The following is a 25,333-nucleotide window of genomic DNA, read 5'->3' on the forward strand; positions in this document are numbered from 1 at the left end:
ATCACATCCTAAACATTTCATTTTCCTTTTGAATTGATTCCATGACCTGACTCATGGAATATGAAATAACCTTATCGTTATTATTCAAATTATCATTAACTTTCCCGCCATTATCGATAATGTCAATCAGATTTTCTTTTAGGGAATCTGATATCTGATGTTTATCCAGGTAAGTCAATATAAAGTTGCATGTATCTGTGATTTTTCTTTGCAAATCAAACAATTCTTCATTTTTATCTGTAACTTCAATATTTTCACCCACAATATTGCTTACAACTAATAAAGAGGTCTTTTTAGAAGAAATATTTCCAAGACATTTATCTCTAACCAAATAAACTGATTGTTTATTTAAGCCAAAACGCAATTTTAAATTGTTTTCAGTTTCCTTTTCAACAGAATACGGTAGAAACCAGAAATTGATTGCAGTCACTACAACCACAGCAACTCCAACCCACAGTAGTTTCAATTCCATTGCCAAATCCGGTGTAATATACATTAATGAAGTCATGACTGACATTATGGTGGTAAATATTGTCATAATCAGTTTATCTTCAAGATAGTAGACCATACCAATCATACAGACAACCATTACAATTAACATCACTGCATTCGGAGAAATTGAAAAATAAGGCAGTATTAAAATGAGTATTGCGAAAACAAATACGCCAAGCAGTGTGCCTCTGAGACGGGACTTTGCAGTATATGCCAAATCATCAACATATGGCATCATCAATGGAATGGTGGCGAAATATAACCATTTGGTGAAAGGAAGATTGAATACTAATGTTAAAACCTCCCATAATGTAAGTGTAATTGCCATTTTAAAAGCAAATGTGAATTTGACTGATCTGAATGAAAAATTTCTTTTAATTGAAGGTATGATTAACGGTTTAATGAACTCCTTATCCGGAAGAACAGCTTCCTTGCTTAAATTGGCGTTATTGATTTCATCAATGATATTTTCAAAGTTAAGCAAAACAACATTCATCTCTTTGGTTTCGACTTCAAAATCCTTAAAAACGTCAAAAGATTTGGAATCATCGATATTTGACAATATCTTTTTGATATATTCCAGTTCGTTTCTGGTCAAATCGTAATCGGCAATGATTGAACCTATATATTGAAATGATTTAACGACATTCAAGACAGATTCCTGAATTGGAGATGAGAAATACTTATATTCAAATTGGGAAAAAATGCTTGAATAAAATCCGTTTGCTGTCTTGAAACTGTCTTTAGTTACTTCTTTTCCGGATAGCTTCAAATCAACAGCATTGTTTATTTCATCAGTTAAAGAATCAATTGTCTGTTTTGATAATTTATATTGCTTGTTGCGATTAGCTAAAAGGTTTATACCCACAATAAATACTGCTCCAAAAGCTAATGACAAGAGCCTTATCGGTAAATCGCTTAAGGAAACAGGTATTGACATCATCATAAAGTAACACATCAGATACGGCAAATAGACATCGGCGCTGAATAAGTGATATGAAGTCATTGTAGTTCCAAACACAACAACAAAAGTCAAAATACAACCAAAGATTGTTATAGGATTATTCAAATAAGCAACTATCCCCAATATTAAAAGAAGGCTTAAAACCTTAATGAAAGACAATTTGGGTTTGTAAGACAAATCATTGCGTATATTCATTAATCCCGCCATTGCAATCATGACGCCGATTACTGCATTACTGCTGCCGAAAACAATCATATAGAAAAACATGAAAAGCAATATGAATCCTATCATGATTATTTTCATTTTCATGGGCATTCTTTTCATGATTTAACCACTTAATTTAATAGATCCTGGGCATCCAACATTATATCAACGATTCTGACATTGAACGGACATCTCTCCTCACACTCACCGCAGGCAATACATTCAGTTGCATCATAAGTCAAGTTATTATAGTGCTCCTGAACACTTTGGGGAACCTCATCATGAATAACCGCCAGATCATAAAGTTTAATTACCATAGCCACATCAATTCCGGATGTACATGGAGCGCAGTGTCCGCAATACATGCATTTCCCTTCGAAGGAATGATTTGGAGCATTGGCCAGAATATCCCTATATTCCTTTTGGGATTCTGAAGCAGTTTCATATTCCAAGGCAGCATCCAATTCATCAACATTATTAATGCCTACGAAAATGCTTGCCACACCTTTTTGAGATAAAGCGTAATGAATACATTGAATCGGAGTTAGGGCAACACCGAATGGAGAATCATTTTCATTGAATAAACGGCTGCTTGCATAACCTTTCATCACAGTGATTGGGATTTCATTATCCTCACATAACTGGTAAAGCTCAGCCCTTCTCGGGTCAAGTCCGGCCAAATCAGTGTATTTATCCTCATCTGAATAGTCTTCTATAACTTCAGTTGGAGGAAACATATCATATGCAGGATTGATACTGAACATGATTAACTCAATTTCAGGATTTCTTGCAGCTAAAAGAGCAATATCCGTGTTGTGAGTACTTAATCCGATATGTTTAATGGTTCCGTTTTCTTTCAGTTCACGTACATATTCAATGAATTCACCGTTCATAATGTGATTATAATCTTCCAACTCATCCACATAATGAACCATACCAAAATCAAGTGTTTCGATTTGGAACCTTTCCATGAAATCCTCAAAAGCCTCTTTTACCTTATCCATTTCACGGGTTCTTACATACTGATTGTTCTGCCAGGTGGATCCGATATGTCCCTGAATAATCCATTTGTCTCGGGTGTCTTTGATTGCCTTACCTAGATTTGTCCTGACAGTGGGTTCACTCATCCAGCAGTCAAGAAAATTGATTCCATTAGCTTCACAATGCTTTACTATCTCTTCAACTTCATCGTATGGTCTTTGCACAAACCATTCCGCACCAAAAGCTATCTCACTTGCTTTAAGTCCTGTTTTACCTAAATTTCTGTATTTCATTTAAATCCCCAATATAGTTAATATTATTTATTGATTTCATCGATAATAATAATTATGAATAGAAAAAGATGCGACTGGGTCGAAGGCAAAGAAGACATTTACATAAACTATCATGACGAAGAGTGGGGAATTCCAAAATACGATGATGACATATTATTTGAAATGCTGATTTTGGAATCATTTCAGGCAGGACTGTCATGGATTACTATCTTGAAAAAACGTGAATCATTTAGAGAAGCTTTCGATAATTTTAACCTGGATAAAATCATTGATTATGATGATGCGAAAGTAAGTGAATTGATGGAAAATGAAAAGATTATTCGTAACAGAGGTAAAATTGAAGCAACCATAGCAAACGCCAAAGTATTTAAGGATATTCAAAAGGAATGCGGAAGTTTTTCAGACTATATTTGGGGTTTTACAGACGGTGAAATCATAAAAGCAGAATATAAAACAAAATCAGAGTTGTCTGAAAAGATTTCAAAGGATCTAAAGAAAAAAGGTATGAAATATGTAGGTCCAACTACAATATATTCATACTTAGAATCCATCGGCATAATTGACAATCATACCCCGGAATGTTTTATGTTTTAATTATAATATAATACTACCATTTTTACATGTTGCTGGACGAAATATCCATTATAATATGTTTTTATTAAATGATACCTATTATCAACCTCAATGCCACCAACAGAAGCTATTCCATCAGCATTTGTTGTTCTTAGATAGTCTTTTCCATCAACATTGAATGTGACGCTCTGATTGGCATAAGGATTTCCATTACCGTCCAGAATTTTAACAGGATACTCTCTAAAAGAATCATATACAGAATATATGTATGCTTCAGGTGTTTCTTCCATCCAATCAATATATTCTCCTCTAGCATAGTTTTTAGGCATTAAAATTGTATTTAACACCTTAATCTGATTGGATACAACATATTCGTTATTGCTGGTTACAATATCATAATATCCCGGAGACAGATTGATTCTTAATGTAGCAATGCCCTGAGAATTGGTTGTTCTAACATATTTTACTCCATTTATATCGAAAGTAATCTGCTGATTAGCTACCGGATTATATGATTCATCAACCAACTTGGCTTCAAATTGAGATTCGTTCTTATAATATTTGACTAAATTCTGAGTGAACAGATAAGGAGTCACTTTAATGTTATTGCATACAACACAACCATCGTTGAGATTTTCAACTGTGATGATATAATCGCCAGGAATCAAATTAATATTTAATTTGGCTTTTCCATCAGAATCTGTAGTTCTATTGTACATAACACCATTTATATTCATCCGTAACTTTGCATTAGCCAATGGGGTTCCATTACCACTGATAATATGAACAATGAATTGTGAATCATTCTTATAAATTTTTACCAGATCATTGGATAAAATAGAAGGTAAAACAGTTACATTATTGCTTACCTTAAATCCGCCATCAGAATTTTCTGAAGTTATGATGTAATCCCCAGGGTGGAGATTGATGTTCAATTTAGCTATGCCGCTGACATTTGTCGTGCGGTTGTAGAAAACACCATTAATATTGAACTGAACAGTTTTGTTAACTAAAAGATTGGCTTCACTATCAAAAGCTTTAACCAAAAACTGTGAATCGTTTTTATAAATTTTAACCAAATCATTTGTTTCCAATGTTGGTAAAATACTTATCGTTGTATTGTTTGAACATCCCGCAATAGTTGCTGACCCATCGAAAACCATTTCCATAAGATATGTGCCGACATTCAATTTGACAGGCAAAGTAGCCTGACCATTGGAGTCTGTATGTCTGGTATAAACCTGTTTATTTATTCTGAATTTAACAGATTTATCTTTTAAAGGTCTGTTTAAATCATCAAGAAGAGTAATTGTGAAATTTGTTCCATTATTATTATAATAAACTGTTAAATTTTCCTTTTGAGGTAGAATCTTCGTGTTGAATGAAGGTATCTTGAATATTATATCTTTATAAGTTCCATTTGCAAATGTTTCATCACCACTATAATAGAAATCAATGGAGTACCTGCCTTTTTCCAAATTATTAAAGTCATAGCTTAAATATCCATTGGTAAGATTAAATTTTTGATTATCCAAAAATGAAAATACGATAAAACCTGTAGCGTTAGGATTTGAATTTAACAATAATGTTGCATTCCCATCACCTGTCCTGTTTATTATGACTATTTTGAAATCTGGATTAGCTTTATCGGGAGCCAAATTGGCAGTTGAATTAATAGATATAGGGTCGGATAAATTTTCTTCATCCACATTTTTTATTCCATAGTAAAAAACATCAATATTATATCCAACTACCACATGATATGAACTTTCATCTTCAGAGGTATAAACCGGAGACAATTCCCTGAATTGCAAATCACCATAAATATTATCATTGATTTCGCTTACATTCTCATTAGCCGAAACTTGAGAAATCATGAAAAATGACAATAATAGAATTAAAATAATATATTTTTTAGATATCATGTAAGATAATTTTAACTTAATGTTATATAAATGTTACTATGAAAAAGGTTAATAAGTCAAAAATTAAGAATATAACATGGTGATAAAATGTCCGATATTAAAAAAGTAAGTGATTTTTTAACTGATGCAGGAGTATTTTTCCTTGCAAGCGTAGACGGTGACCAGGCAAAATGCAGACCATTAGGTTTCCAGATGCTTGTTGACGACAAAATATACTTTGGCGTAGGCAGCTTTAAGGAAGTATGGAAACAAATTGAAGCCAACCCAAAAATAGAAATTGTTGCACTTAACGATGCAAAAGACAAATTCATAAGGTATTACGGTACCGCAAAAGCAGACCCTAACCCAGAACTTGTTGAAAAGGCCTTTGAAATAATGCCGGAAATAGGTAAAGTTTATGAAGAAAACGGTTGGGAAATGGCAATATTCTATTTAGATGACGCTACAGCCGAATTCAGAAACATGATGGCTGTTGAAGAAACTTTAAAATTTAAATATTAATGCTTTACGCATTAATATTCATTTATTATCGCCAATGCATTCAGTGTTCTTGGAAAACCGATATACGGCAGAAGAATAGTCAATGCATCAATCAATACCTCTTTACTATTACCAACATTCAAGTTACCGAATACATGACCTCTGAGCTGATTTTCACAACCGCCCAGTGTAGCAAGTACGCAGAATGTAATTAACTCACGGTCCTGGTCGGATAATGCGTCTCTCGTGTAAAAATCACCAAAACAGTATCCTGCCAGAAAGTCATTGAATCTTTCCTGACCTTCAGGAGCATTATCAATCATAGACTGGATTGCATCTGAACCGAAATATCTTTTTTGAATTTCCAAACCTTTTTCATGTCTATTTTCTTTATTGACTGTTGATATGCTTTCTAAAGGAAGTTCAACACCATTTTTAGCCAAAACGTCATTTGTTACTTCAAAGAGTTCAAAAGTTTTTCCAAGACCAACATATGCAACTGACTGATACAATACTTCTTTTATTTCAATCGGACTTAATACTTCCAAAGCGTCACGAACAGCTATTGCATATTTTTCCTTAGACGTATTTGTTATTAAAGTGGCTAAAGTTACTATAAATCTACTTCTTTTTGATATTGAGACATATTCCAATATTTCCCTGTTATTAAAGCTATTGAATATCTCAAAAAAATCAGGATCATTTTTCTTTAACTTCAAAATTATTCCCCCTAAAATTAATTATAATTATATCAAATCCAAATATTATATTTTTAGAAAAAAAGTAGAAAAATGGCGAAAAAGAAAAAATTAATTTTCTTTTTCATTGATGATAAAATAAGTTTATTCTTCAGTGTCTTCTTTTTTGTTGAAGCCTAAAATATCTCCAACCATGAAAGCACCTACAAAAAGGCCTTTCATACCTTCATAAGCAAGGGATTCTATAGCGTTTAGCTTCCAAGTCTGTTTTTCTTTAACCAGAATTTCATTGTCCTCAATGATTGCAGTTTCTTCAATGTCAATTTCTTTTTTCTTAGCCATAATAACATCTCCTATCAAAAAACTTTATTTGTTAAATATAGATTATAACAAAAGTAATATTTAAAATTAACTATAAATTATTTAGTTTTGCCAAAAATAATGATAAAAATTTAGTTATATCTAAAAAAAAGTTTTTATAAACCTAAAAATTTAATTTTTTAATGCATAAATGCAAATAGGCAATGCCAGAATTGTTATGAATGAAGCTACAAAATACAACGGAGCATAACCTGCACTGGAAGATACGAAAAATCCAAGCAATGCCGGTCCAAATCCCATTGTTGCATCACAAAAAATGAAAAATGTGGATAATGAGTAGGAACGACGATTTTTACTTGAGTTTCTTGTAACAATTGCTGTACATGCTGAGTTCAGTGTTCCGAATCCCAAAGCAAGACAGATTGCACAGATAAAAACAGTAATATCTGAAGGAATCATGGCTATTAAAAACAAACCGATACTTTGAGCGACAATTCCCGTTACACAAATTATCATGTCGCCATAATTGTCCTGAATTCTACCGGCCAAAGGCCTGGAAATAACAAGACATATTGAATATACTATAAAAAACCATGAAAATGCTTCAACCAAGCCAACATCAACCGCATAAAGGCGATAAAATGACAAAACAGACACATAACCTAATGCAGTTAATGCAGTAAACAAAGAAACTGGAATAGCTTTGAATTCAAAGATTTTTTCCAAAATACCGTAGCTTTCCTTTTCTAAAACATTTGCATTTTTTGGCTGATAACTATCAACATCAATGAAAAATAGACTGGTTAATGCAATTCCACTGAAAACGGCCGCCGCCAAAAAACATCCTGATGAACCGGCATTATCGTAAAGAAATCCTCCTATGAAAGGACCCAGACCTACAGCTATTGTAGTTCCCAGCATGAAATAACCAAATGCTTCTCCAAAGCGCTTTTGAGGAAGTATCACACTGGCAATCGTGACTATTGCATTGGCTGACGCACCAAAACCGATACCATGGATGAATCTGACAAGAATAAGCAGATAGACATTATCCACAAAAAAGTACAAAAAGCATGAAATGAAATGAATTGTCATGAAGATTAATGCTATCCTTTTCCAGCTGTTTTTTTCAAGGGCATTGCCTGAATAGATTCTTGATATCAGTCCGCCGAAAATATAAACTCCTGACACTAGCCCTGCAATCATGGCTGTAGAACCCATTGATGTTGCATATTCAGTAACTGTAGACATTAACGCATACATTACAAGAGCTGTGAAAAGCAATGCTAGAAAGATTAAAAAAAATGCTTTTGTAAAAATCTTTTCATCGTGATTAACATTCATTAAATATACTATTTAAAGAATTGATATTAATATTTTATTAAAAAATAGAAAATGAATAAAGGATTTAATCTCCTTTATTCCAGTTTACGATACCATAAACAATACATAGGAGCGTAGATAAGATAATTCCAACATATACTCCCCAAATCCAAGGGTCTTCAATTCCTAAAATTACCATTATGCATCACCCATATTATCAATGTTTTTGAATGCTTCATCAATTACCTCAGAAGCAGGAGGTTTGGTAAGTAAACTTACAACAACAGTGAATATTGCTGAAATCGGAACAGCTATCAGCATTACATCAATGAACGGCCATGGTGCGGCAGGCAATATTGTTTCCATACCCAATAACGCCATACAGATTCCGAGACCTTTTGCGGTTTTTGCAAATACGAAAATCAACCAGAACAAACTTACAAAGGTTCCGGATAAAATACCTGCAATAGCCCCAAGTCTTGTAATTCCTTTCCAGTACAAGGCACCTAAAAATACAGGCAGGAATGCTGCTGCACAGATTTCAAAGAACAGGCTTGTTCCTAAAGCAACTACACTTCCAGGAAGTGAGAAAGCCATAATCAATGCCAATATAATAGCTATCAATATACCGATTCTTGAAATGGTAACCTGGTCCAATTTCTGTTTAGCCTTATCCCTTATTGTACCGTAAATGTCCACACCGAATGCTGTACCCTGAGTATGAAGCTGTGAAGATATCGTTGACATTGCAGCTGCAATCAGGGATAACAGGAAGATGTAAACAAACCATTCAGGCAATGCCATTGTGATAAACGTTGGAATGATTTTATCGATGTTTCCCCCAACGACATCAACTGCAATCTGACCTAACTTGTCATAGAAATAGACATTGGACAATGAACCTACAATGTAAGCAGTTGTTGGCATGATTGCAATGAAAATACCGCCAATCAGGACAGATCTGTTTAATTCCTTATCTGATTTTACAGTCATGAACCTTACAATCAATGAAGGTTGGGCAAGTACACCTATACCTACACCAATAAGGGTAGATGACACTAAGGACCACCAGAATGGTGTTCCAAACGTCGGGAAGCTCGTCCACCCCGTACCCCCCGTTGCCGTGGCTTCGGCAGGATACAAGTTCACCATTCCTGAAAGTGCAGTGTTTGCAGTGTCGACTCCGCCAAGCAACCAATATACAAATACAAGCAGGAACACCATTGCAATAACCATGATTGTTCCTTGCAATGCATCTGTATACATTACACCACGGATACCACCAAATAATACATAGAATGTAATAATAATGGATAAAATAAGCAATGCAATACTGAAATCAATTAAAAGTGAAGATTCTAAAAATCTTGCAGCACCAATCAATACAACAGCTGCATAAAGAGGCATTGCACAGAAAATAATTAATCCTGAAGCATAGTGAATAAATTTGGAATCAAAACGTTTACCTAAGAACTCAGGAAACGTTAAAGAGCCTAAAGCATGCCCCATTCTACGAGTTCTTTTTCCTAAAAATACAAATGCAACGAATATACCTATAATAATATTTAAAAAGGCTAACCATAAAACACTCATACCATACTGACCAGCAACTCCACCGAAACCTACAATAGCTGCCGTCGAAATAAAAGTAGCACCATAACTCATTGCCATAATAAATGGATGTGTGTCTTTACCAGCTATCATAAAGTCTTCAGAGGAATTGGTTTTTTTGTATGCATAATAACCTACAAGAACTAATGCGAAAATGTAGATTATAAATACAATAGTTAAAATCATAACATCCATAAATAAACCTCATAATAAAATTTACATTAGCAATCTATTATATATAATCCAATTTATTTAAAGATTATCATTAAAAATACATTAATGTACATTAATGTACAACTACACAATTATTAAAAAAGATGAAAAATAATATAATCAGAATTTAAAAGATTGACACTGTATTGTACACATTTGGACAATGAAAAAAGCTTTATATTATATAAAAAACGAAAATATAACACGTATTAAAAAAATTTTAAAATAGGGATAAATATGTTTTGGGATGAAAAAACAGAATGTATGACAAAAGAAGAAAAAGAAGAACTTCAGCTGAAAAGATTGCAGGAAACCGTAAAACTAGCATATGAAAATGTGGAGTTCTATAAAAAAAGATTTGATGAAATAGGACTTAAACCTGAAGACATCAAAACTTTAGAAGACATTGAAAAAATTCCATTTACAACAAAAAGTGACCTAAGAGAAGCATATCCTCTAGGATTGCTTGCAGTTCCACGTGATGAAATTGTAGAAATCCACGCATCATCAGGTACAACCGGAAAACCTACAGTGACCGGATATACCCAAAACGATTTGGACATATGGGGAGAATGCATTGCACGTGGATTAAAAATGGCTGGTGCTGAAAAAGAATACATTATTCAAAACGCCTACGGATACGGTTTATTTACCGGAGGATTCGGTATTCACCACGGAGGAAACATGATGGGTGCAATAACAATTCCAATTTCAGCAGGAAATACCCAAAGGCAATTGGACACCATGGTCGACTTCCAAAGTGACATATTGACCTGTACCCCTTCATATGCAATGTATTTAGGAGAATCCCGTGAAAAAGCAGGAATTCCACTAGAAGACATTAATTTAAAAGCAGGAATTCACGGTGCTGAAATGTGGACAGATGAAATGAGAAAAAGAATTGAAGCATCACTCGGAATCAAAACATACAACATTTACGGTTTGACCGAAGTAATGGGACCTGGTGTTGCACAGGAATGCAGCGAACAGAACGGAATGCACATCCAGGACGATCACTTCTATCCTGAAATAATAAACCCAAAGACAGGAGAAACACTTGACTATGGAGAAAACGGAGAACTCGTATTAACTTCACTTACAAAAACAGGAATGCCTATTTTAAGATTTAGAACAAAAGATTTAACTTCATTAATTGCCGATAAATGTGAATGTGGAAGAACTACTGTGAGAATGACCAGAATCACCGGAAGAAGTGACGACATGTTAAAAATCAAAGGTGTAATGGTATTCCCATCCCAAATTGAAAAAGCATTGCTTAAAATTGAAGGAATAAGTCCAAACTACATGATACATGTAACCAGACCGGACATCTTAGATGAAGTGGAAGTTAAAGTAGAGGCTTCCAAGGAATTATTCTCAGATGAAGTAAAAGAAATGGAAAAAGTAGAAAAACAAATACAGGCATCAATCAGATCAGAAACCGGACTTAGAGTGGATGTAACATTATGTGAACCGGAATCACTCCCTAGAAGTGAAGGTAAAGCTGTTCGTGTAATCGATGAAAGAAATTTATAAAAAGGTGGAAAAATGGCAGTACAAATTTCAGTTTTTATCGAAAACAAAGAAGGAAGAATTAAAAAAGCAATTGACACATTAGCTAAAGCAGACGTGAATATTCGTGCATTATCTGTTGGAGATACAACAAAATATGGTATTTTAAGATTAATTGTATCCGACAATAAAAAAGCAATTGAAGCGTTGGAAGAAGACGGATTTATTGTAAAAGAAAGTGAAGTTGTTGTTGTTGCAGTTCCAGACAAACCAAATGGATTGAATAAAACCTTAGCTATCTTAGATGACGCAGACATTAACCTGGAATACATTTATGCATTCGTCAGCAGCCAACCTGAAGAAGCTATTGTTGCAATAAAAGTAGAAAATACTGAAAAGGCAATTGAAGCATTTGAAGCAAAAGATGCTAAAATACTCACTGAAGAAGAACTTGAAAAGATTTAATTATCTTTTCTCATTATTTTTTTAGAAAAACCGTCATTAATAATAAAAAAAGTAAAAGAATTAGAATTCTTTTAATAATTTAGCAATATCTTCCCTGGAATAACCTAATCGTGGAAGCAAACTTTTAACTGGTTCTGAATCTGGAATTACACCAAGTTCTCTCCAGCTTTTAAAGTCATTATTTAATATACTGTTAATTAAAAGTTGAATTGTTATCAAATCATCACTTTTAATTGCAATGAAAGCATCTTCATCTCGAAAATTGCCTTCAGGATCAATCAATGTTAATTTTCCGGTTCTATCTTTTTTTACGATAGCATTATCTATTTGGTAAGCCATAATATCCCCACTTTTTTATCTAATTAAAGATTTAATTATAATAATATTTAAATATTTAACCTTTGATTGAATTGTATCCACTTTCAATAGCTTTTAAATTTAAATCATGGAACCTTTCATGCAAATTATTTTTCATTGCTTCAATAACTGAATCTTTTGATAACGGAAATTTATCATCAGCAGTTACGGCACCTAAAAGAACCATATTTAAAGATAAAACGTTTCCCGCTTCCAAAGCCAATTTAGTAGCATCAATAGGCAATACATGAGTAAAATTTTCCTTTAAAGAATTCGTAATGCTTTCAACACTAGGATAGGCATCATTAGTGGAAGACGGAATAATCGGATGAGTATTATAAACAATCTTACTATCCTTATTTACCTTATGCAAACCCCTTATGGTTTCAATCGGCTCGAATGAAAGCAGCATATCTGCAGTAGTGTCAGGTATGATTGAACTGTTGTAATCACCAATCTTTAGTTCAGTTGATACAGATCCTCCTCTTTGTGACATTCCATGAATTTCACTCATCACAACATCCAAACCCTGGTTCATTGCAGCTTCACCAATGATAACGGAGGTTTTAATGATTCCCTGGCCTCCTACACCGCAAATGTAAATACTGTAACTCATTTTCCCACCTCCAATGCACCATATTTACAAACCTGAATACAGACTCCACATCCATCACACATTGAAGTGTCAATTTCTATTTTTCCGCCAACTTTTGAAATGGCAGGACATGCAAGTTCATTTACACATTTATCACAATTATTACAATTGGATTCAATGAATTTAACTGGAGGTTTTTTGGTTAAACCTTTAATCAATGTACATGGTGCTTTTGAAATAATTACTGCAGTGTCATCTCTTTCGAAAGCTTCCTTATATGTTTTGACAACCTGTTCCAGATTAAACGGATTGATTACACGCACATAGTCAACGCCACAGGCAAGGGCCAATTTACGGATGGAAATTTCAGGCGCTTCATCACCCATACCATCCACAGGAATACCCGGATTTGGCTGACCGCCAGTCATTGCAGTAATCCTGTTATCAAGGACAGTCAAAACAAAATTATGCTTATTGTGAACAGCATTGATTAACGGAGAAACACCGCTGTGGAAGAACGTGGAATCCCCAATAAAACTTGCAACCTTCTGGTCTGTTGAAACTGAAAATCCGCAACCGTCACCGACACTGGATCCCATTGACAAGAGGTAATCCGCAGCATTATAAGGAGGATTGATACCTAAAGTGTAACATCCAATATCTGATGCAAAAACAACATCGGAAGGTTTTAAGCCCAGTTCCTCAATAGCTATATTGATTCCATAATACATTGCCCTGTGAGGACATCCTGCACATAGAACAGGAGCTCTTGATGGTATTTCATCACTTAATTTATTTAGACTGTCAGTAAATGTGATGTCCTGTTTATTTATGAAATTCATGACTTTATCGAATCCTTCGCTTACAATATCTGAATTGAATTCATAACATTGAGGCAATGTTCCATCCAGTTTACCGTGGACAGTAACATCAAGGTTTTCACGGCCAATAATAGCTAAAACTTCCTTTTCCATAATCGGATCGACTTCTTCAACAATGAAGACCTCATCCAAATCCTTAATGAAATCAAATACTTTTTTATCTGGGAACGGATAAGAAAATCCGATTTTTAATATGTCCATATCCAAATCATTGAATTTGATAACATCATAAGCATAATTATATGCGCTTCCTGAAGAAATTACTCCATATTTTTTATTGTCAGAAAAGGATTGTGAAGTGTTGAAATCGGATTTGTTGGTTACATCATTTATTTTGCTGATTTTTGCACAAAGCCTTTCATGCATTTTGCCTGCAAATGCCGGAACCGGAACATATTTTGAAGGGTCCTTATCAAAGTGACCCCTCATCCAGTGATCATCATTATTTGATGAGTTGTCATTAATATCTCCAAATTCAACAACCCCTCTCATGTGAGATACACGAGTGGTTGTTCTTACAATAACAGGCAACCCATATTCTTCAGACAAATCAAATGCATACTTGACCATATCCTTAACTTCCTGACAATTGGACGGTTCAAGCACAGGAACATTTGACAAGCGTGCATAATTACGTGTATCCTGCTCATTTTGAGATGAAAACAATGAAGGATCATCTGCCGTTAAAATAACCATTCCACCATTGACACCAGTGTATGCCGTAGTCATGAATGAATCGCTAGCAACATTCATTCCGACATGCTTCATGAATGTAAATGAACGAAGTCCGGATGCCGCTGCTGTTGCTGCAACTTCCATTGCGACCTTTTCATTTGTTGAAAACTCAAAATAAATGTTTGCATCCTTAGCAAGCACTGATAATATATTTCCTATTTCTGATGAAGGAGTTCCAGGATAAGTTGCTGCAATGGATATTCCTGCCTCAATCACGCCCCTTACAGCAGCCTCATTTCCAAGCAAAAACTGTTTTTCACCAGATTTTCCAGTAACTAATTCTTTTAAATTCATTATATTTATCCTCAAAAAATCTTAAAATTATAATATAAATAGATAATTATATTATAATAATAAGTTCAAAATATAATATAAACTTATAGATATTTTGACTAGCTTTATAAAGAGGGAAAAGTGATGATTAAAGTTTATGTCTCCAGGTTCAACAAAGAGATTGATGATGAACCACATATGGAGTGTTATGAAATTGAAAAAACTCCACAAATGAAAGTTTTGGATGCTCTTCAAGCAATTAACGACAAGTATGATGCTGATATCAGCTTCAGAAGTTCTTGTAGAGCAGGACAATGCGGATCTTGTGGAATTTTATTTAACGGTAATGGTGCACTTGCCTGTCAAAAAGAGATTAAGGACAATGCGAGAATAGAACCATTACGCTTTCCAGTCATTAAAGACTTAATTGTCGACAGAAGTGAAATAGAAAATAAAGTAAAGGATTTGCAATTGAATCTGCATTCTGAAAATAAAGATGAATTGGATACGACATTGAATAAGGAAAATACTGCAGAAACCAAAAAAGTCAGAAGCTGTATCGAATGCTATTCATGCCTTTCAACATGTCCTGTCGTTAATTTTGCAACGGCAGAATTCGGCGGACCATATATAATGAGATACCTATCCAAATTCGAATCTGACCCTCGTGAAGATTTTAATCGTATAAAAGAAGGTTTGGATGAAGGATTATACAACTGTACCAGCTGCGGAAAATGTCTGGCGGTTTGTCCTAAAAACATCAATACCTTTGGCGATGCGATTGAAAAGATGAGAGCTATTGCATGCTCCGAAAACTTAGGCCCGTTGCCTGAGCATGTGTCATTCAATGAGAATGTCAAAACAACCGGCAGGTCAGTCAGCTGTGACGGTGAAAGCTTCATCAGCCAAGTTGACAATTACAATGGCTCTGATGTGGCATTGTTTACAGGATGCATGCTTGACAATAAAATGCAGAAGATAGGACATAGCCTGCTTAAGGTTCTTGAAGCCAATGACATTAAAATTGACATTCCTGAAGGCCAGGTCTGCTGCGGATCACCTCTTTTGAGAACAGGACAGACCGAACTCGTTCAGAGCCTGGTTGACAAGAACAAAGAAGTGTTCAAGGATTATGATACTGTAATTACATTATGTTCCGGATGTGGCTCTACACTCAAGAACAATCATCCGCAATTCGGTTCAAAGCTTAATGTGATGGACATAAGCGAATTTCTGGTTGATAAGCTCGATACTGATAAAATGAAAGAAGTGAATATGAAAGTCACCTATCATGACCCATGCCACTTGGGCAGAGGCCAGGGAATTAAAGACCAGCCAAGGGAAATAATTGAGAAAATACCTGGCGTCGAATTTGAAGAGATGCTTTACCCTTGCCAATGCTGCGGTGCAGGGGGAGGAATAAAATCCGGAAGACCTGACATAGCAATGGAACTTTCAAAAGCAAAAGCAGACATGATTAAGGATACTGGTGCTGATGCAGTCATTACAATATGTCCATTCTGTCAACGCAATCTTCAGGACGGACTGAACGACATTGATGAAGAAAACGTTAAAGCTATGCACATTTTAGAATTATTAGAAAAATCATATGAATAAAATTATTTGGAGTTGATTAATATAGGAGATACAGCTGTAAGTGAACAGAAAGTTGTCGAAACGGCACCCATCAATTCACCCAAAGAAGATAAAAAAGCTGAAAAGAAATCAACTTCCACAAAAAAAGCGAAATCAAGAGGTCAATCTTTAGCAATTAAAGATTTGCAGCAGCAGCCCAAGGAAGAGGAAACAGAACTGGATTTATTCAAGAACAATATTTACATCGTTTTTGTCGAATGTGAAACTCCGGGAAATATTGGATTTCTTGCAAGGACAATGGCTAACTTCGGATTGAAAAATTTAGTTTTGATAAATCCTCCAACATTAACTCCTGAAGCTTACTATCAGGCAACACACGGCAAATATATTGTTGAAAATGCTTTGGTTTATCCAAGCCTTGATGAATTTTACCAGTCAAAAAGAATTGATTTTAAAGTTGCATCAACAGGTGTAGCCGGAGGAAGCTACAATTTATCAAGAATACCTATAAAACCGGAACAATTGGCTGAAAGCATTAATATTAATAATAAAATCGCAATATTGTTTGGAAGAGAAGGAGACGGCCTTTCAAATAAGGAAATAGAAAACTGTGACATTTGCGTTTCCATTCCGACAGACCCCACATATCCTATCTTAAACATTTCCCATGCAGCAGCAATAATATTTTATGAATTGTTTAAAAATAAGCATGAATACGCTGTAGAGGGACTTGAAGAAAGTAGTGCTCTTGAAAAGGAATACCTAATCAGGGATATGGAGGAAATGATTGATAAACTGGATATTCCAGAGCACAAAAAGAAAACCGGATTGAAATCATTTAAAAATATCATAAATAGGGCCTTCATTACAGGGCGCGAAGCACATACATTTAAAGGTATCCTTAGAAGAATAAAAAATAAAATGGAGTAAGCATGAGAAGAATAAGTTTTGCAGAAGTCATCATATTTGTTGTGAACAGAATATTCAACTGGAGATTCTGGATTGCTGGTTTAACGAAAAAATCAAAGATAGCCAAAAAAATAATCAATAAAATGCTATTTGAAAAGGATGAAATCGTTGTTATTCCAAATACAATCAATGTAAACAAAAAAATTGAGGCTGAAAAATCTGAATTCTTACCGACTCAAGTGATTAAAGAAGTCATAAAACGTTGCGATGATATTGTAATAATGAACAGCTGCCTATGCAGGACATCCAATGACTGTAAAGACTATCCTCAGGATATCGGCTGCATATTCCTCGGCCCCACAACTAAAAAGATACCAAGAACTATATGTCATGAAGCAAGCGTTGAAGAAGCACTGAAGCAGGTTGATGAGGCAGATGCTGCAGGATTAAATCATATTATCGGCAGAAATAAGATAGACACAGTTTGGATGAATGTAAGGCCTGGCGAAGGATTGCTTACAATTTGTCACTGCTGTCCATGCTGCTGCTTATGGAAAGTATATCCTAATCTGCATAATGACATATCCGATAAACTGGAAAAACTGGAAGGAGTTAACTTAAAATATGATTCTGATAAGTGTAAGAGCTGCATGAAATGTTTGAAAGAGGTTTGCATGTTTGATGCAATAAGTGAAAAAGACGGTAAAATCATCATTGATTCCGATAACTGCAAAGGCTGCGGACAATGTGTAAACAACTGTAAATTTGGAGCTCTTACAATTGATTATACTGATAAAACCATTGATAATGTGGTAAATAGAATGGAAAATCTAATAGAAACTGATTAAATTTCAAGTGTGATAAAATGGCAATATTAAGTGATAAGACTATTAAAGAATATTTGGAAGAGGAAAAGATTGTTATTGATCCTCTTTTAGATGAAAAACAGATACAACCATCTTCCGTTGATATGAGATTGGGAGATGAATTTAAAGTATTTAAAGTAATCAGGAAAGCATATATTGACCCTAAAGATGAGGAAGACATTGCATCTTACATGGAATCAAGTACCGTTAAAGAAGGTGAAGCATTCATAATTCACCCCAATGAATTCGCTTTAGCTACGACATTAGAATATGTCAAAGTTCCTGATGACCTTGTAGCCCGTGTGGAAGGCCGTTCCAGTATGGGAAGACTTGGCGTTACGATGCACGTGACTGCTGGATTTATCGATCCCGGATTTGAAGGTAAGATTACACTTGAAATATCAAATATCGGCGCAATGCCTGTTGCCCTTTATCCTGGTCAGAGAGTGTGTCAGATTGTTTTTGAAACAATGACAACACCATCAGAGATCCCATACGGACACCCTGATAGAAATAGTAAATATATGGGACAAGTCAGTCCTGAAAGCAGTAGAGTTAAATTAGATTACGAATTAAAAAAATAATGGAAGTTAATATTTATGAATCATGACAAAATGACAAACATCAGTGCAAAAAGAGGATTTTTATGGCCATCATTTGAAATATATTCTGGAGTTTCAGGATTTACCGATTATGGTCCTCTAGGAGCAAGCTTGAAAAACAATATTATGCAGAAATGGAGAAAACAATACGTTTCCGGTGAAGGATTCTATGAAATAGAAGGACCTACCGTAATGCCAAAAGAAGTTCTCAAAGCATCAGGCCACGTTGACAATTTTACAGACCCTATGACAAAATGTGAAAGCTGTGGAGAAGTTTACAGAGCAGACCACATTATTGAAGAAGCTATCGGACAGGATGTTGAAAGCCTTGAAAACAGCGAAATGGATAAAATTGTAGCTGAAAACAACATCAAATGTCCTGAATGTGGGGGAGATTTGGCCAATATCTGGGATTATAACTTAATGTTTAAAACACAGATTGGAGCTAAAGGAAACAAAGTAGGTTACATGAGACCTGAAACAGCACAGGGAATATTCATTTTATTCAAACGTCTTGAAAGATTCTTTAGAGGAAAACTTCCATTCGGTGCAGTTCAGCTCGGTAAAGCCTACAGAAATGAGATTTCTCCAAGACAAGGTGTTATCAGGTTAAGGGAATTTACACAAGCCGAAGCTGAAATATTTTTAGACCCTAGCGACAAAACTACGCCTAAATTTTCACAGATTGAAGATGAAATTTTAAGGTTGAATTCACAGGAAGTTCAGGAAAATGACCTGGAACCTTTGGAAATCACTGCACGTGAAGCGCTTGACAAAGGCATTGTTGCTAATGAAATGTTAATCTATCAGTTATATTTAGCACGTAAATTCTTAAACGAAATCGGAATTCCTAATGACGCTTTAAGATTCCGTCAGCATCTGGCCGGAGAAATGGCTCATTACGCTCTTGACTGCTGGGATGTTGAAGTCAAAACCGACAAATACGGATGGGTTGAAATAATCGGAATAGCTGACAGAGGAGATTATGACTTATCTTCACACTCAAAATTCAGTAATGATGATTTATACGTATTCAAAGAGTATGATGAACCTAAAAAAGTTCAAAAAACCGTAGTTAAACCTAACTTATCCAAATTCGGACCTGTATTTAAAGGAGATTCACCTAAAGTAAAACAGGCCATTGAAGAGGCAGACCCTCAGGAAATAATTTCCGCATTGGAAAGTGCTGGAAAATACGTTATTGAATTGGACGATACTTATGAAGTGGATAAGGAATTGCTGATTATTGAAGAGGTGGAGGAAGACGTTACGGGTGAAAAAATCGTTCCTCACGTAATTGAACCTTCATTCGGTATTGACCGTATCGTATATTCAGTATTATTGCATTCATTTACAGAAACTGAAGAAAAAGACTACTTCAAATTCGCAAAATCAGTTGCTCCTGTTCAGGTGGGAGTATATCCTCTTGTTAAAAAAGACGGACTTCCGGAAATTGCAACAGAGTTGAAAAACACTTTAAGAGAAGCAGGATTTACTGTAGAATATGATGAAGGTAATACAATCGGTAAAAGATATGCAAGAGCTGATGAAATCGGTATTCCTCTTGCAGTGACCGTGGATTATGAAAGTAAAGACGACAATATGGTTACTGTAAGGGATAGGGACACTGAAGCTCAGGAAAGAATTCCTATTGATGAATTACAGGAATATTTAGAAAAATATTATAAATGAGTTTAATACTCATTTATCCTATTCTCATTTTTAAAATTTTCAAACAATGAATTTGCCCAAAAAATGCAATTTTTATCAGAAGATATTAAAATTCTATTTAAATCAAAAGCCCCATTATCTCTAAAAAATCCCAAAATCATTTTCTTGTCAGTGCATATCAAAAGAAAATAATTGAAGCTGTTTCCATTAAAATATTCAAGTTTCAGATTATGATTGGAAGTATCTAAATTTTTAACTAAAATATCCTTGATATCTGTCGGAGTTATAATATGAACGGACCTGTTTTTTGATAATACATTATTCAGTCCATTATTGAACTCATCATATGAAAAAGGAAGCATTACCTGTACTTTTTTTACGTTTTTAATGGAGTTTGAAATTAAAGAATATACCATATAGGCATCCACACCATTTGATTCGACCAGATGAATATTCTTTAAATAATGGAAGTTGCATAATGAATCTTTCGGGAAAAAATTTACATTATGATTTTGAATAATTGGAAAAAGATCTTCCATCATCAACATTAAATCTTCCAAATCGAATACATTACCCATGCAGACTTTCATTGTATTGGATAAGAAATAATAATTGTTCTCACGATAAATATAGCCATCCAACTCCAGTTTATGGACAATATTCGATATTGCACTATAATTAATCTTAGTCTTATAATTTATTTCTTTCATGTTCATAGGACATTCATATAACGTTTTTAGTATTTTCATCCTCATAAGGGATTTCGGCAAAAATTTTAAGTCTTCTGATATTGAATAATAGTTTTTTATTGTTTTTGAAATCTCATTCATAATTTTCACCACCAGTATTACTTATCATATTTTTTATAATACTCCATTATAAAACCTGTGTAAGTGCGACTAGTCGCCTAATCGCACTTGCAAAAAATATATAAATCATGACTTCAGTCAGGATAATTTTTTAATTTAAAAGCAATATACTAATAACTAAGTGAAAATTAAAAAGTGATTAAAATGATAGACACACATATACATGCTGATGCAAGAAGCGGTGAAGATTTCAATGAAATGTATGTATCTGGAATAGACACTGCAGTAACATGCGCTTATTATCCATACATCATAAATAATGATAGCATCCTTTTAAATCATTTGATGAGAATCCTGAACTATGATACCAAAAGAGCTGAAGAATACGGACTGGACCTGAAAGTCGCATTGGGCATACACCCGACAAACTCCAATGTTGACGGAGAACTGATTTATGACAATTTATATAAATGGATAGAAAATAAACAAATCATAGCAATTGGAGAAATCGGACTTGAGGACTTGACTGAAAAGGAATACGAAGTATTCAAAAAGCAGCTGGACATAGCCGAAGAGACAAAGACAAATGTTATTATCCATACACCCAGAAAAAACAAGGAAAAAGTGCTTGATGAGATATTGAATATTCTGCCTGAGCACATTTCACCGGAATATGTAGTTATAGACCACATTAATTCAAACGTTGTTGATAAGGTAATTTCAACAGACTACACTTTAGGATTGACAGTTCAGCCACAAAAAATGGACAAATCTGAAGCCATTGATATTTTAGATGAATATGGTTTTGACAAATTTCTATTAAACAGTGACATGAGCAATAAGCCTTCAGATCCGTTATCCGTTCCAAGGACAATACGCGAATTGACAAGACAGGGCTTTAATCAAAAAGAAATTGATAAAATCGCATTCAAAAATGCTGAAAAATTCTTTAATTTAAATTCATACTGAAAAGGATGATAAATTTAATCATGAAATCAACCGTTAAAAAATAGTAGAATTAAAAAAATAAATATAAGCAATCAAAAGATTGCTTATTTTGCTTCTATTCGAGATATAATCTTACACCTTGGATGATTAAAGCTACACCTATAAGAATTGCAGCGAAAAGAGGTTGATCGATTGAAAATCCTCCAAGAGCAAAGGATATTATACCTAAAACTATAATTAATACAGAAGCGAGTTTTCCGATTTGTGTATCTGAAATAAGACCAACAATACCTGCTAAAACCATTAGGATACCAATGATATAGAATTGTAATCCGAAAATGAATGATAATGCAGTAATATTAAATACGAATACCAGCCCCACTATGATGGCCAGAATTCCAACAATAATATTGACTGCTGAAAATCCTGATAGTATTAATGCTATACCAAAGAATACTAAACTCAATCCAATAAGAATGGACAGAAATGCGGTACTAAAAATAGGACAAATTATAAAAATTAATCCTAAAATTATTGATAATAATCCAGATATTTGATTTGATTCCATATTTTTTCCTCCAAAAATTTGATTATATATTAAAAAGGGAAATGAGAGTTAAACTCTCATTCTTTTTTCGGCTGCAGCCGCAGCGTTGCAATAAATACAACTGCCAGCAGAATTGCCGTTATTATCATTACGAATCCCATAGCTTCCTGAATAATGGTATCTACAGCATTCACAAGAGTACTGTCCTGTGTAATATTTTCAGTACCTGCTGTTTGGAGGAAATTTGCTGCATCATCAAAGAATTGTGGGTCGTTTGAATGCTCTGGTGCATACATATCGATTGCGGTACTAAGACCTCCCATAACTCCAAGAATTAAAATTACCCCAATAATTGCTGTACCCATTGATTCACCTAATGTCTGAGTGGTTGTAAGAACACCGGATGCATTGTTTTCATTTTCCTTAGGAATATTGGTTAATGAAATATCTGTACTTAGAGACATTACGAAACCAAGTCCAGCACCCAATACAAACAAACCAGGCATTAAATCATACATTGATGTGTTCAATCTGAATTGGAAGCTTAAAATAATACATCCAATGATTGCGATTAAAGATCCTAATGCTATTAATTTCTTATGACCAACTTTAGTGGATAAACTTGGAGCTGCTATTGCAAATATAAGCAGACCTATAGTCATCGGCAGTGTGGTCAAACCTGTATTTAATGCGTTTAACTGCATTACACTTTGCAGGAACAAGGAAACAGCAAACAATGCTCCTCCCATTGCAAGACAACCAATTAATCTAATGATTGCTCCTACACGTAAATTTCTGTCTTTGAATAATCCCATATCAAGTAACGGTACTTTACCATTACCTTTTCTTCTACTTTCAAACCATGCAAATGCTGCTAAGATAATTAAACCTGCAACGATTACCATTATACTGGTTGAAGTATCTTTTGTTAGCATTAAAATACCCCATACGAACAATACAAGTCCTATTAATGAAATTATAGCACCAGTAATATCCAAATCGCTTTTAGATTCTGTAGGTTTGAAATCAGGTATTTTACTTTGCATTACTAAAATGAATATAACAAATATTAATTCAATTGCGAATCCCCATCTCCAACTGAAAAATGTTGTCATGACCCCTCCAAAGAGCGGACCGACAGCTGCAGAAATGGAAACCATTACACTTTCAATTGCCAATGCAAATGTACGCTGTTCACCATGATAAATTCCACTTATAAGGGAAACAGTAGCAGGTGTCATTAATGCTCCTGCAATACCTTCAATCAATGCCCATCCGATAAATAACACTCCTGTACTCCAGCTTATAGCTGCGGTAAATGTACCGACACCATAAAGTACGGTACCAATTATGAACAGTTTCTTTTTACCAACTATATCCTGAAGTTTGGTACTCAGCAGCATGAATGCTGCAGTGATGAGTGTATAAAAGGACATGATCAATTGAATGGTACTAACATCAGTATGCAGGTCAACTACAACCTTAGAAATACTAACATTCATGAATGTAGCATCCAATGTTATAATAAATGAAGCACAAGCCACTAATACTAATGGAATCCATGAGTGTTGCTTAACAGTTTCATTCATTTTTTCCTAATCCTCCATATCTATAAAATTTATAAGAAAATATTAACAAATTATGTTTAATTTAGATGTTCAATATTATTCTCACTAATATTTATCCATTTATTGTTTTATAAAGTTTTTGTTGTTTAATGAACAAAAAATATGATGTTAGTTGCAATTTTTCAATATATCCGAACATTCGTTCACCATATCAATTTTAGATGTAACAGAACGTTCGTTCTCTATATTATTTAATAATAATAAAAGATAATATTATTAAATGTATGAATACAAAAGAATTAATTTTAGCAAAGACTTTAAAATTAATGTTTGAAAAACAGAACTCCCTCGTTTCAATTAGAGAAATTAGTGATATCTCAGGAATTGCTATTGGAGGAATATACCATTATTTTTCAAGTAAAGAAAAAATATATAATGAAATTACTGAAAGATACTTGATAAATTATATCAAATTCGATATGGACAAACTCAAGCAGATAAAAGGAAATGCAAAAGAAAAAATCCACGATGCCCTGGCTGAAATGTTTAAAGAAAAGCAAAGCGGAATCGAAATTGAAACGATTGATAATGTAGATTATAGGATTATAGTTGATGTTTTAACTGCAAATGTGCTTGCTTATGAAAATTCTCACGAGATTTACCGAAATGTCTTGAAAGAATTAATGGAACTCTTCACAGAAATTACTGTAGAAGGTCAAAATAACAGAGAAATCAGACAAGACCTCCCAGCCAAAGACATTGCAGAGTCCTTAATTCGCATATACTTAGGAATTCAATATAAATGGGAGGTATATTGGATTGATGACATGGTTTCATCCTTTGAAGACAATTTTGACTTGGAATGGGAAAAGATAAGATTCAAAGAATAATAAAATTACAACGAAAAACATGATGTGGTTA

At 34.2% G+C, this 25,333-nt stretch carries 25 protein-coding genes; 11 read left to right on the top strand and 14 right to left on the bottom strand.

The genetic code is table 11. The features are described from left to right. Position 1 precedes the first annotated feature (1 nt). Both ACKI2W_RS07035 and ACKI2W_RS07040 read right to left on the bottom strand, forming a co-directional pair. Positions 2-1,780 (bottom strand): FUSC family protein, encoded by a 1,779-nt coding sequence (locus ACKI2W_RS07035; protein WP_407380602.1) that lies wholly within the window; start codon positions 1,778-1,780, stop codon positions 2-4. 11 nt (positions 1,781-1,791) lie between these two features. Then, entirely contained in the window at positions 1,792-2,934 is a 1,143-nt protein-coding gene (locus ACKI2W_RS07040; RefSeq protein WP_407380604.1) for an aldo/keto reductase, read from the bottom strand. Between the two features lie 54 nt (positions 2,935-2,988). Here ACKI2W_RS07040 and ACKI2W_RS07045 point away from each other — a divergent pair, with 54 nt between their 5' ends. After that, positions 2,989-3,528 carry a DNA-3-methyladenine glycosylase I gene (locus ACKI2W_RS07045; RefSeq protein WP_407380606.1) on the top strand — a complete coding sequence of 180 codons (540 nt, stop codon included), beginning with the start codon at positions 2,989-2,991 and terminating at the stop codon, positions 3,526-3,528. Here ACKI2W_RS07045 and ACKI2W_RS07050 read toward each other — a convergent pair. Further along, positions 3,525-5,384, bottom strand: coding sequence for an Ig-like domain-containing protein (locus tag ACKI2W_RS07050; RefSeq protein WP_407380608.1), 1,860 nt, complete (start codon positions 5,382-5,384; stop codon positions 3,525-3,527). The two genes, ACKI2W_RS07045 and ACKI2W_RS07050, sit on opposite strands and share 4 nt — an antisense overlap. 135 nt (positions 5,385-5,519) lie before the next feature. On the opposite strand from ACKI2W_RS07050, the gene ACKI2W_RS07055 reads away from it, so the two are divergent. After that, complete coding sequence (locus ACKI2W_RS07055; RefSeq protein ID WP_407380610.1) at positions 5,520-5,933, top strand: pyridoxamine 5'-phosphate oxidase family protein; 414 nt, start codon at positions 5,520-5,522, stop codon at positions 5,931-5,933. Between the two features lie 11 nt (positions 5,934-5,944). Here ACKI2W_RS07055 and ACKI2W_RS07060 read toward each other — a convergent pair whose 3' ends face one another. The 5 genes from ACKI2W_RS07060 to ACKI2W_RS07080 form a co-directional block, all read right to left on the bottom strand. Then, the gene (locus ACKI2W_RS07060) at positions 5,945-6,631 is read right to left on the bottom strand and encodes a carboxymuconolactone decarboxylase family protein (RefSeq protein WP_407380612.1); all 687 of its coding nucleotides are present in this window, start codon (positions 6,629-6,631) and stop codon (positions 5,945-5,947) included. 123 nt (positions 6,632-6,754) lie between these two features. Continuing rightward, entirely contained in the window at positions 6,755-6,952 is a 198-nt protein-coding gene (locus tag ACKI2W_RS07065) for a hypothetical protein (protein ID WP_407380614.1), read from the bottom strand. Between the two features lie 150 nt (positions 6,953-7,102). Next, positions 7,103-8,275 (bottom strand): MFS transporter, encoded by a 1,173-nt coding sequence (locus tag ACKI2W_RS07070; protein WP_407380616.1) that lies wholly within the window; start codon positions 8,273-8,275, stop codon positions 7,103-7,105. Positions 8,276-8,339: 64 nt separating this feature from the next. Then, positions 8,340-8,453: a symporter small accessory protein gene (locus ACKI2W_RS07075; RefSeq protein ID WP_342765125.1), complete on the bottom strand. Its 114-nt coding sequence runs from the start codon at positions 8,451-8,453 to the stop codon at positions 8,340-8,342. After that, positions 8,453-10,060 (bottom strand): sodium:solute symporter, encoded by a 1,608-nt coding sequence (locus ACKI2W_RS07080; RefSeq protein WP_407380618.1) that lies wholly within the window; start codon positions 10,058-10,060, stop codon positions 8,453-8,455. Before ACKI2W_RS07080 ends, ACKI2W_RS07075 begins: the two co-directional genes overlap by 1 nt. A gap of 255 nt (positions 10,061-10,315) precedes the next feature. On the opposite strand from ACKI2W_RS07080, the gene ACKI2W_RS07085 reads away from it, so the two are divergent. Together ACKI2W_RS07085 and ACKI2W_RS07090 are read left to right on the top strand one after the other, a co-directional pair. After that, positions 10,316-11,614 (top strand): phenylacetate--CoA ligase family protein, encoded by a 1,299-nt coding sequence (locus ACKI2W_RS07085; protein ID WP_407380620.1) that lies wholly within the window; start codon positions 10,316-10,318, stop codon positions 11,612-11,614. A gap of 12 nt (positions 11,615-11,626) precedes the next feature. Continuing rightward, complete coding sequence (locus tag ACKI2W_RS07090; RefSeq protein WP_407380622.1) at positions 11,627-12,055, top strand: amino acid-binding protein; 429 nt, start codon at positions 11,627-11,629, stop codon at positions 12,053-12,055. Positions 12,056-12,115: 60 nt separating this feature from the next. Here the strand turns inward: ACKI2W_RS07090 and ACKI2W_RS07095 are convergent, their stop codons facing one another. From ACKI2W_RS07095 to iorA, 3 genes are read right to left on the bottom strand one after another with little or no spacing between them, the layout of a single operon-like run. Continuing rightward, positions 12,116-12,394, bottom strand: a complete 279-nt coding sequence (locus tag ACKI2W_RS07095; RefSeq protein ID WP_407380624.1) for a hypothetical protein — start codon at positions 12,392-12,394, stop codon at positions 12,116-12,118. Between the two features lie 55 nt (positions 12,395-12,449). Beyond that, the gene (locus ACKI2W_RS07100) at positions 12,450-13,028 is read right to left on the bottom strand and encodes an indolepyruvate oxidoreductase subunit beta (protein ID WP_407380626.1); all 579 of its coding nucleotides are present in this window, start codon (positions 13,026-13,028) and stop codon (positions 12,450-12,452) included. Continuing rightward, positions 13,025-14,917 (bottom strand): indolepyruvate ferredoxin oxidoreductase subunit alpha, encoded by a 1,893-nt coding sequence (gene iorA, locus ACKI2W_RS07105; protein ID WP_407380628.1) that lies wholly within the window; start codon positions 14,915-14,917, stop codon positions 13,025-13,027. Before iorA ends, ACKI2W_RS07100 begins: the two co-directional genes overlap by 4 nt. Before the next feature lie 123 nt (positions 14,918-15,040). Between iorA and tfrB the strand changes: the two genes are divergently transcribed. The 5 genes from tfrB to glyS are packed head-to-tail and all read left to right on the top strand — an operon-like array spanning position 15,041 to position 20,561. Continuing rightward, entirely contained in the window at positions 15,041-16,513 is a 1,473-nt protein-coding gene (tfrB, locus tag ACKI2W_RS07110; RefSeq protein WP_407380630.1) for a fumarate reductase (CoM/CoB) subunit TfrB, read from the top strand. 12 nt (positions 16,514-16,525) lie between these two features. Continuing rightward, positions 16,526-17,422, top strand: a complete 897-nt coding sequence (locus ACKI2W_RS07115) for a TrmJ/YjtD family RNA methyltransferase (RefSeq protein ID WP_407380632.1) — start codon at positions 16,526-16,528, stop codon at positions 17,420-17,422. A gap of 2 nt (positions 17,423-17,424) precedes the next feature. After that, on the top strand, positions 17,425-18,249 hold the full coding sequence (locus ACKI2W_RS07120) for a 4Fe-4S binding protein (protein ID WP_407380634.1): 825 nt from the start codon (positions 17,425-17,427) through the stop codon (positions 18,247-18,249). A gap of 17 nt (positions 18,250-18,266) precedes the next feature. Then, positions 18,267-18,851: a dCTP deaminase gene (gene dcd / locus ACKI2W_RS07125; protein ID WP_407380636.1), complete on the top strand. Its 585-nt coding sequence runs from the start codon at positions 18,267-18,269 to the stop codon at positions 18,849-18,851. 15 nt (positions 18,852-18,866) lie between these two features. Next, the gene (gene glyS / locus ACKI2W_RS07130) at positions 18,867-20,561 is read left to right on the top strand and encodes a glycine--tRNA ligase (protein WP_407380638.1); all 1,695 of its coding nucleotides are present in this window, start codon (positions 18,867-18,869) and stop codon (positions 20,559-20,561) included. Between the two features lie 2 nt (positions 20,562-20,563). On the opposite strand, the gene ACKI2W_RS07135 is transcribed toward glyS, so the two are convergent. Further along, positions 20,564-21,370: a transcriptional regulator FilR1 domain-containing protein gene (locus ACKI2W_RS07135; RefSeq protein WP_407380640.1), complete on the bottom strand. Its 807-nt coding sequence runs from the start codon at positions 21,368-21,370 to the stop codon at positions 20,564-20,566. A gap of 183 nt (positions 21,371-21,553) precedes the next feature. On the opposite strand from ACKI2W_RS07135, the gene ACKI2W_RS07140 reads away from it, so the two are divergent. Further along, positions 21,554-22,318 (top strand): TatD family hydrolase, encoded by a 765-nt coding sequence (locus ACKI2W_RS07140; RefSeq protein WP_407380642.1) that lies wholly within the window; start codon positions 21,554-21,556, stop codon positions 22,316-22,318. Between the two features lie 94 nt (positions 22,319-22,412). Here the strand turns inward: ACKI2W_RS07140 and ACKI2W_RS07145 are convergent, their stop codons facing one another. Further along, positions 22,413-22,865, bottom strand: coding sequence for a DUF308 domain-containing protein (locus ACKI2W_RS07145; protein WP_407380644.1), 453 nt, complete (start codon positions 22,863-22,865; stop codon positions 22,413-22,415). A 56-nt stretch (positions 22,866-22,921) separates the two neighbouring features. Further along, positions 22,922-24,433 carry an MFS transporter gene (locus ACKI2W_RS07150; protein WP_407380646.1) on the bottom strand — a complete coding sequence of 504 codons (1,512 nt, stop codon included), beginning with the start codon at positions 24,431-24,433 and terminating at the stop codon, positions 22,922-22,924. A 263-nt stretch (positions 24,434-24,696) separates the two neighbouring features. Here ACKI2W_RS07150 and ACKI2W_RS07155 point away from each other — a divergent pair, with 263 nt between their 5' ends. Then, positions 24,697-25,302, top strand: coding sequence for a TetR/AcrR family transcriptional regulator (locus ACKI2W_RS07155; protein WP_407380648.1), 606 nt, complete (start codon positions 24,697-24,699; stop codon positions 25,300-25,302). Positions 25,303-25,333: the final 31 nt, after the last annotated feature.

Origin of the sequence: Methanobrevibacter sp. (assembly GCF_045603845.1) — an archaeon.
Classification (GTDB): Archaea; Methanobacteriota; Methanobacteria; order Methanobacteriales; family Methanobacteriaceae; genus Methanocatella.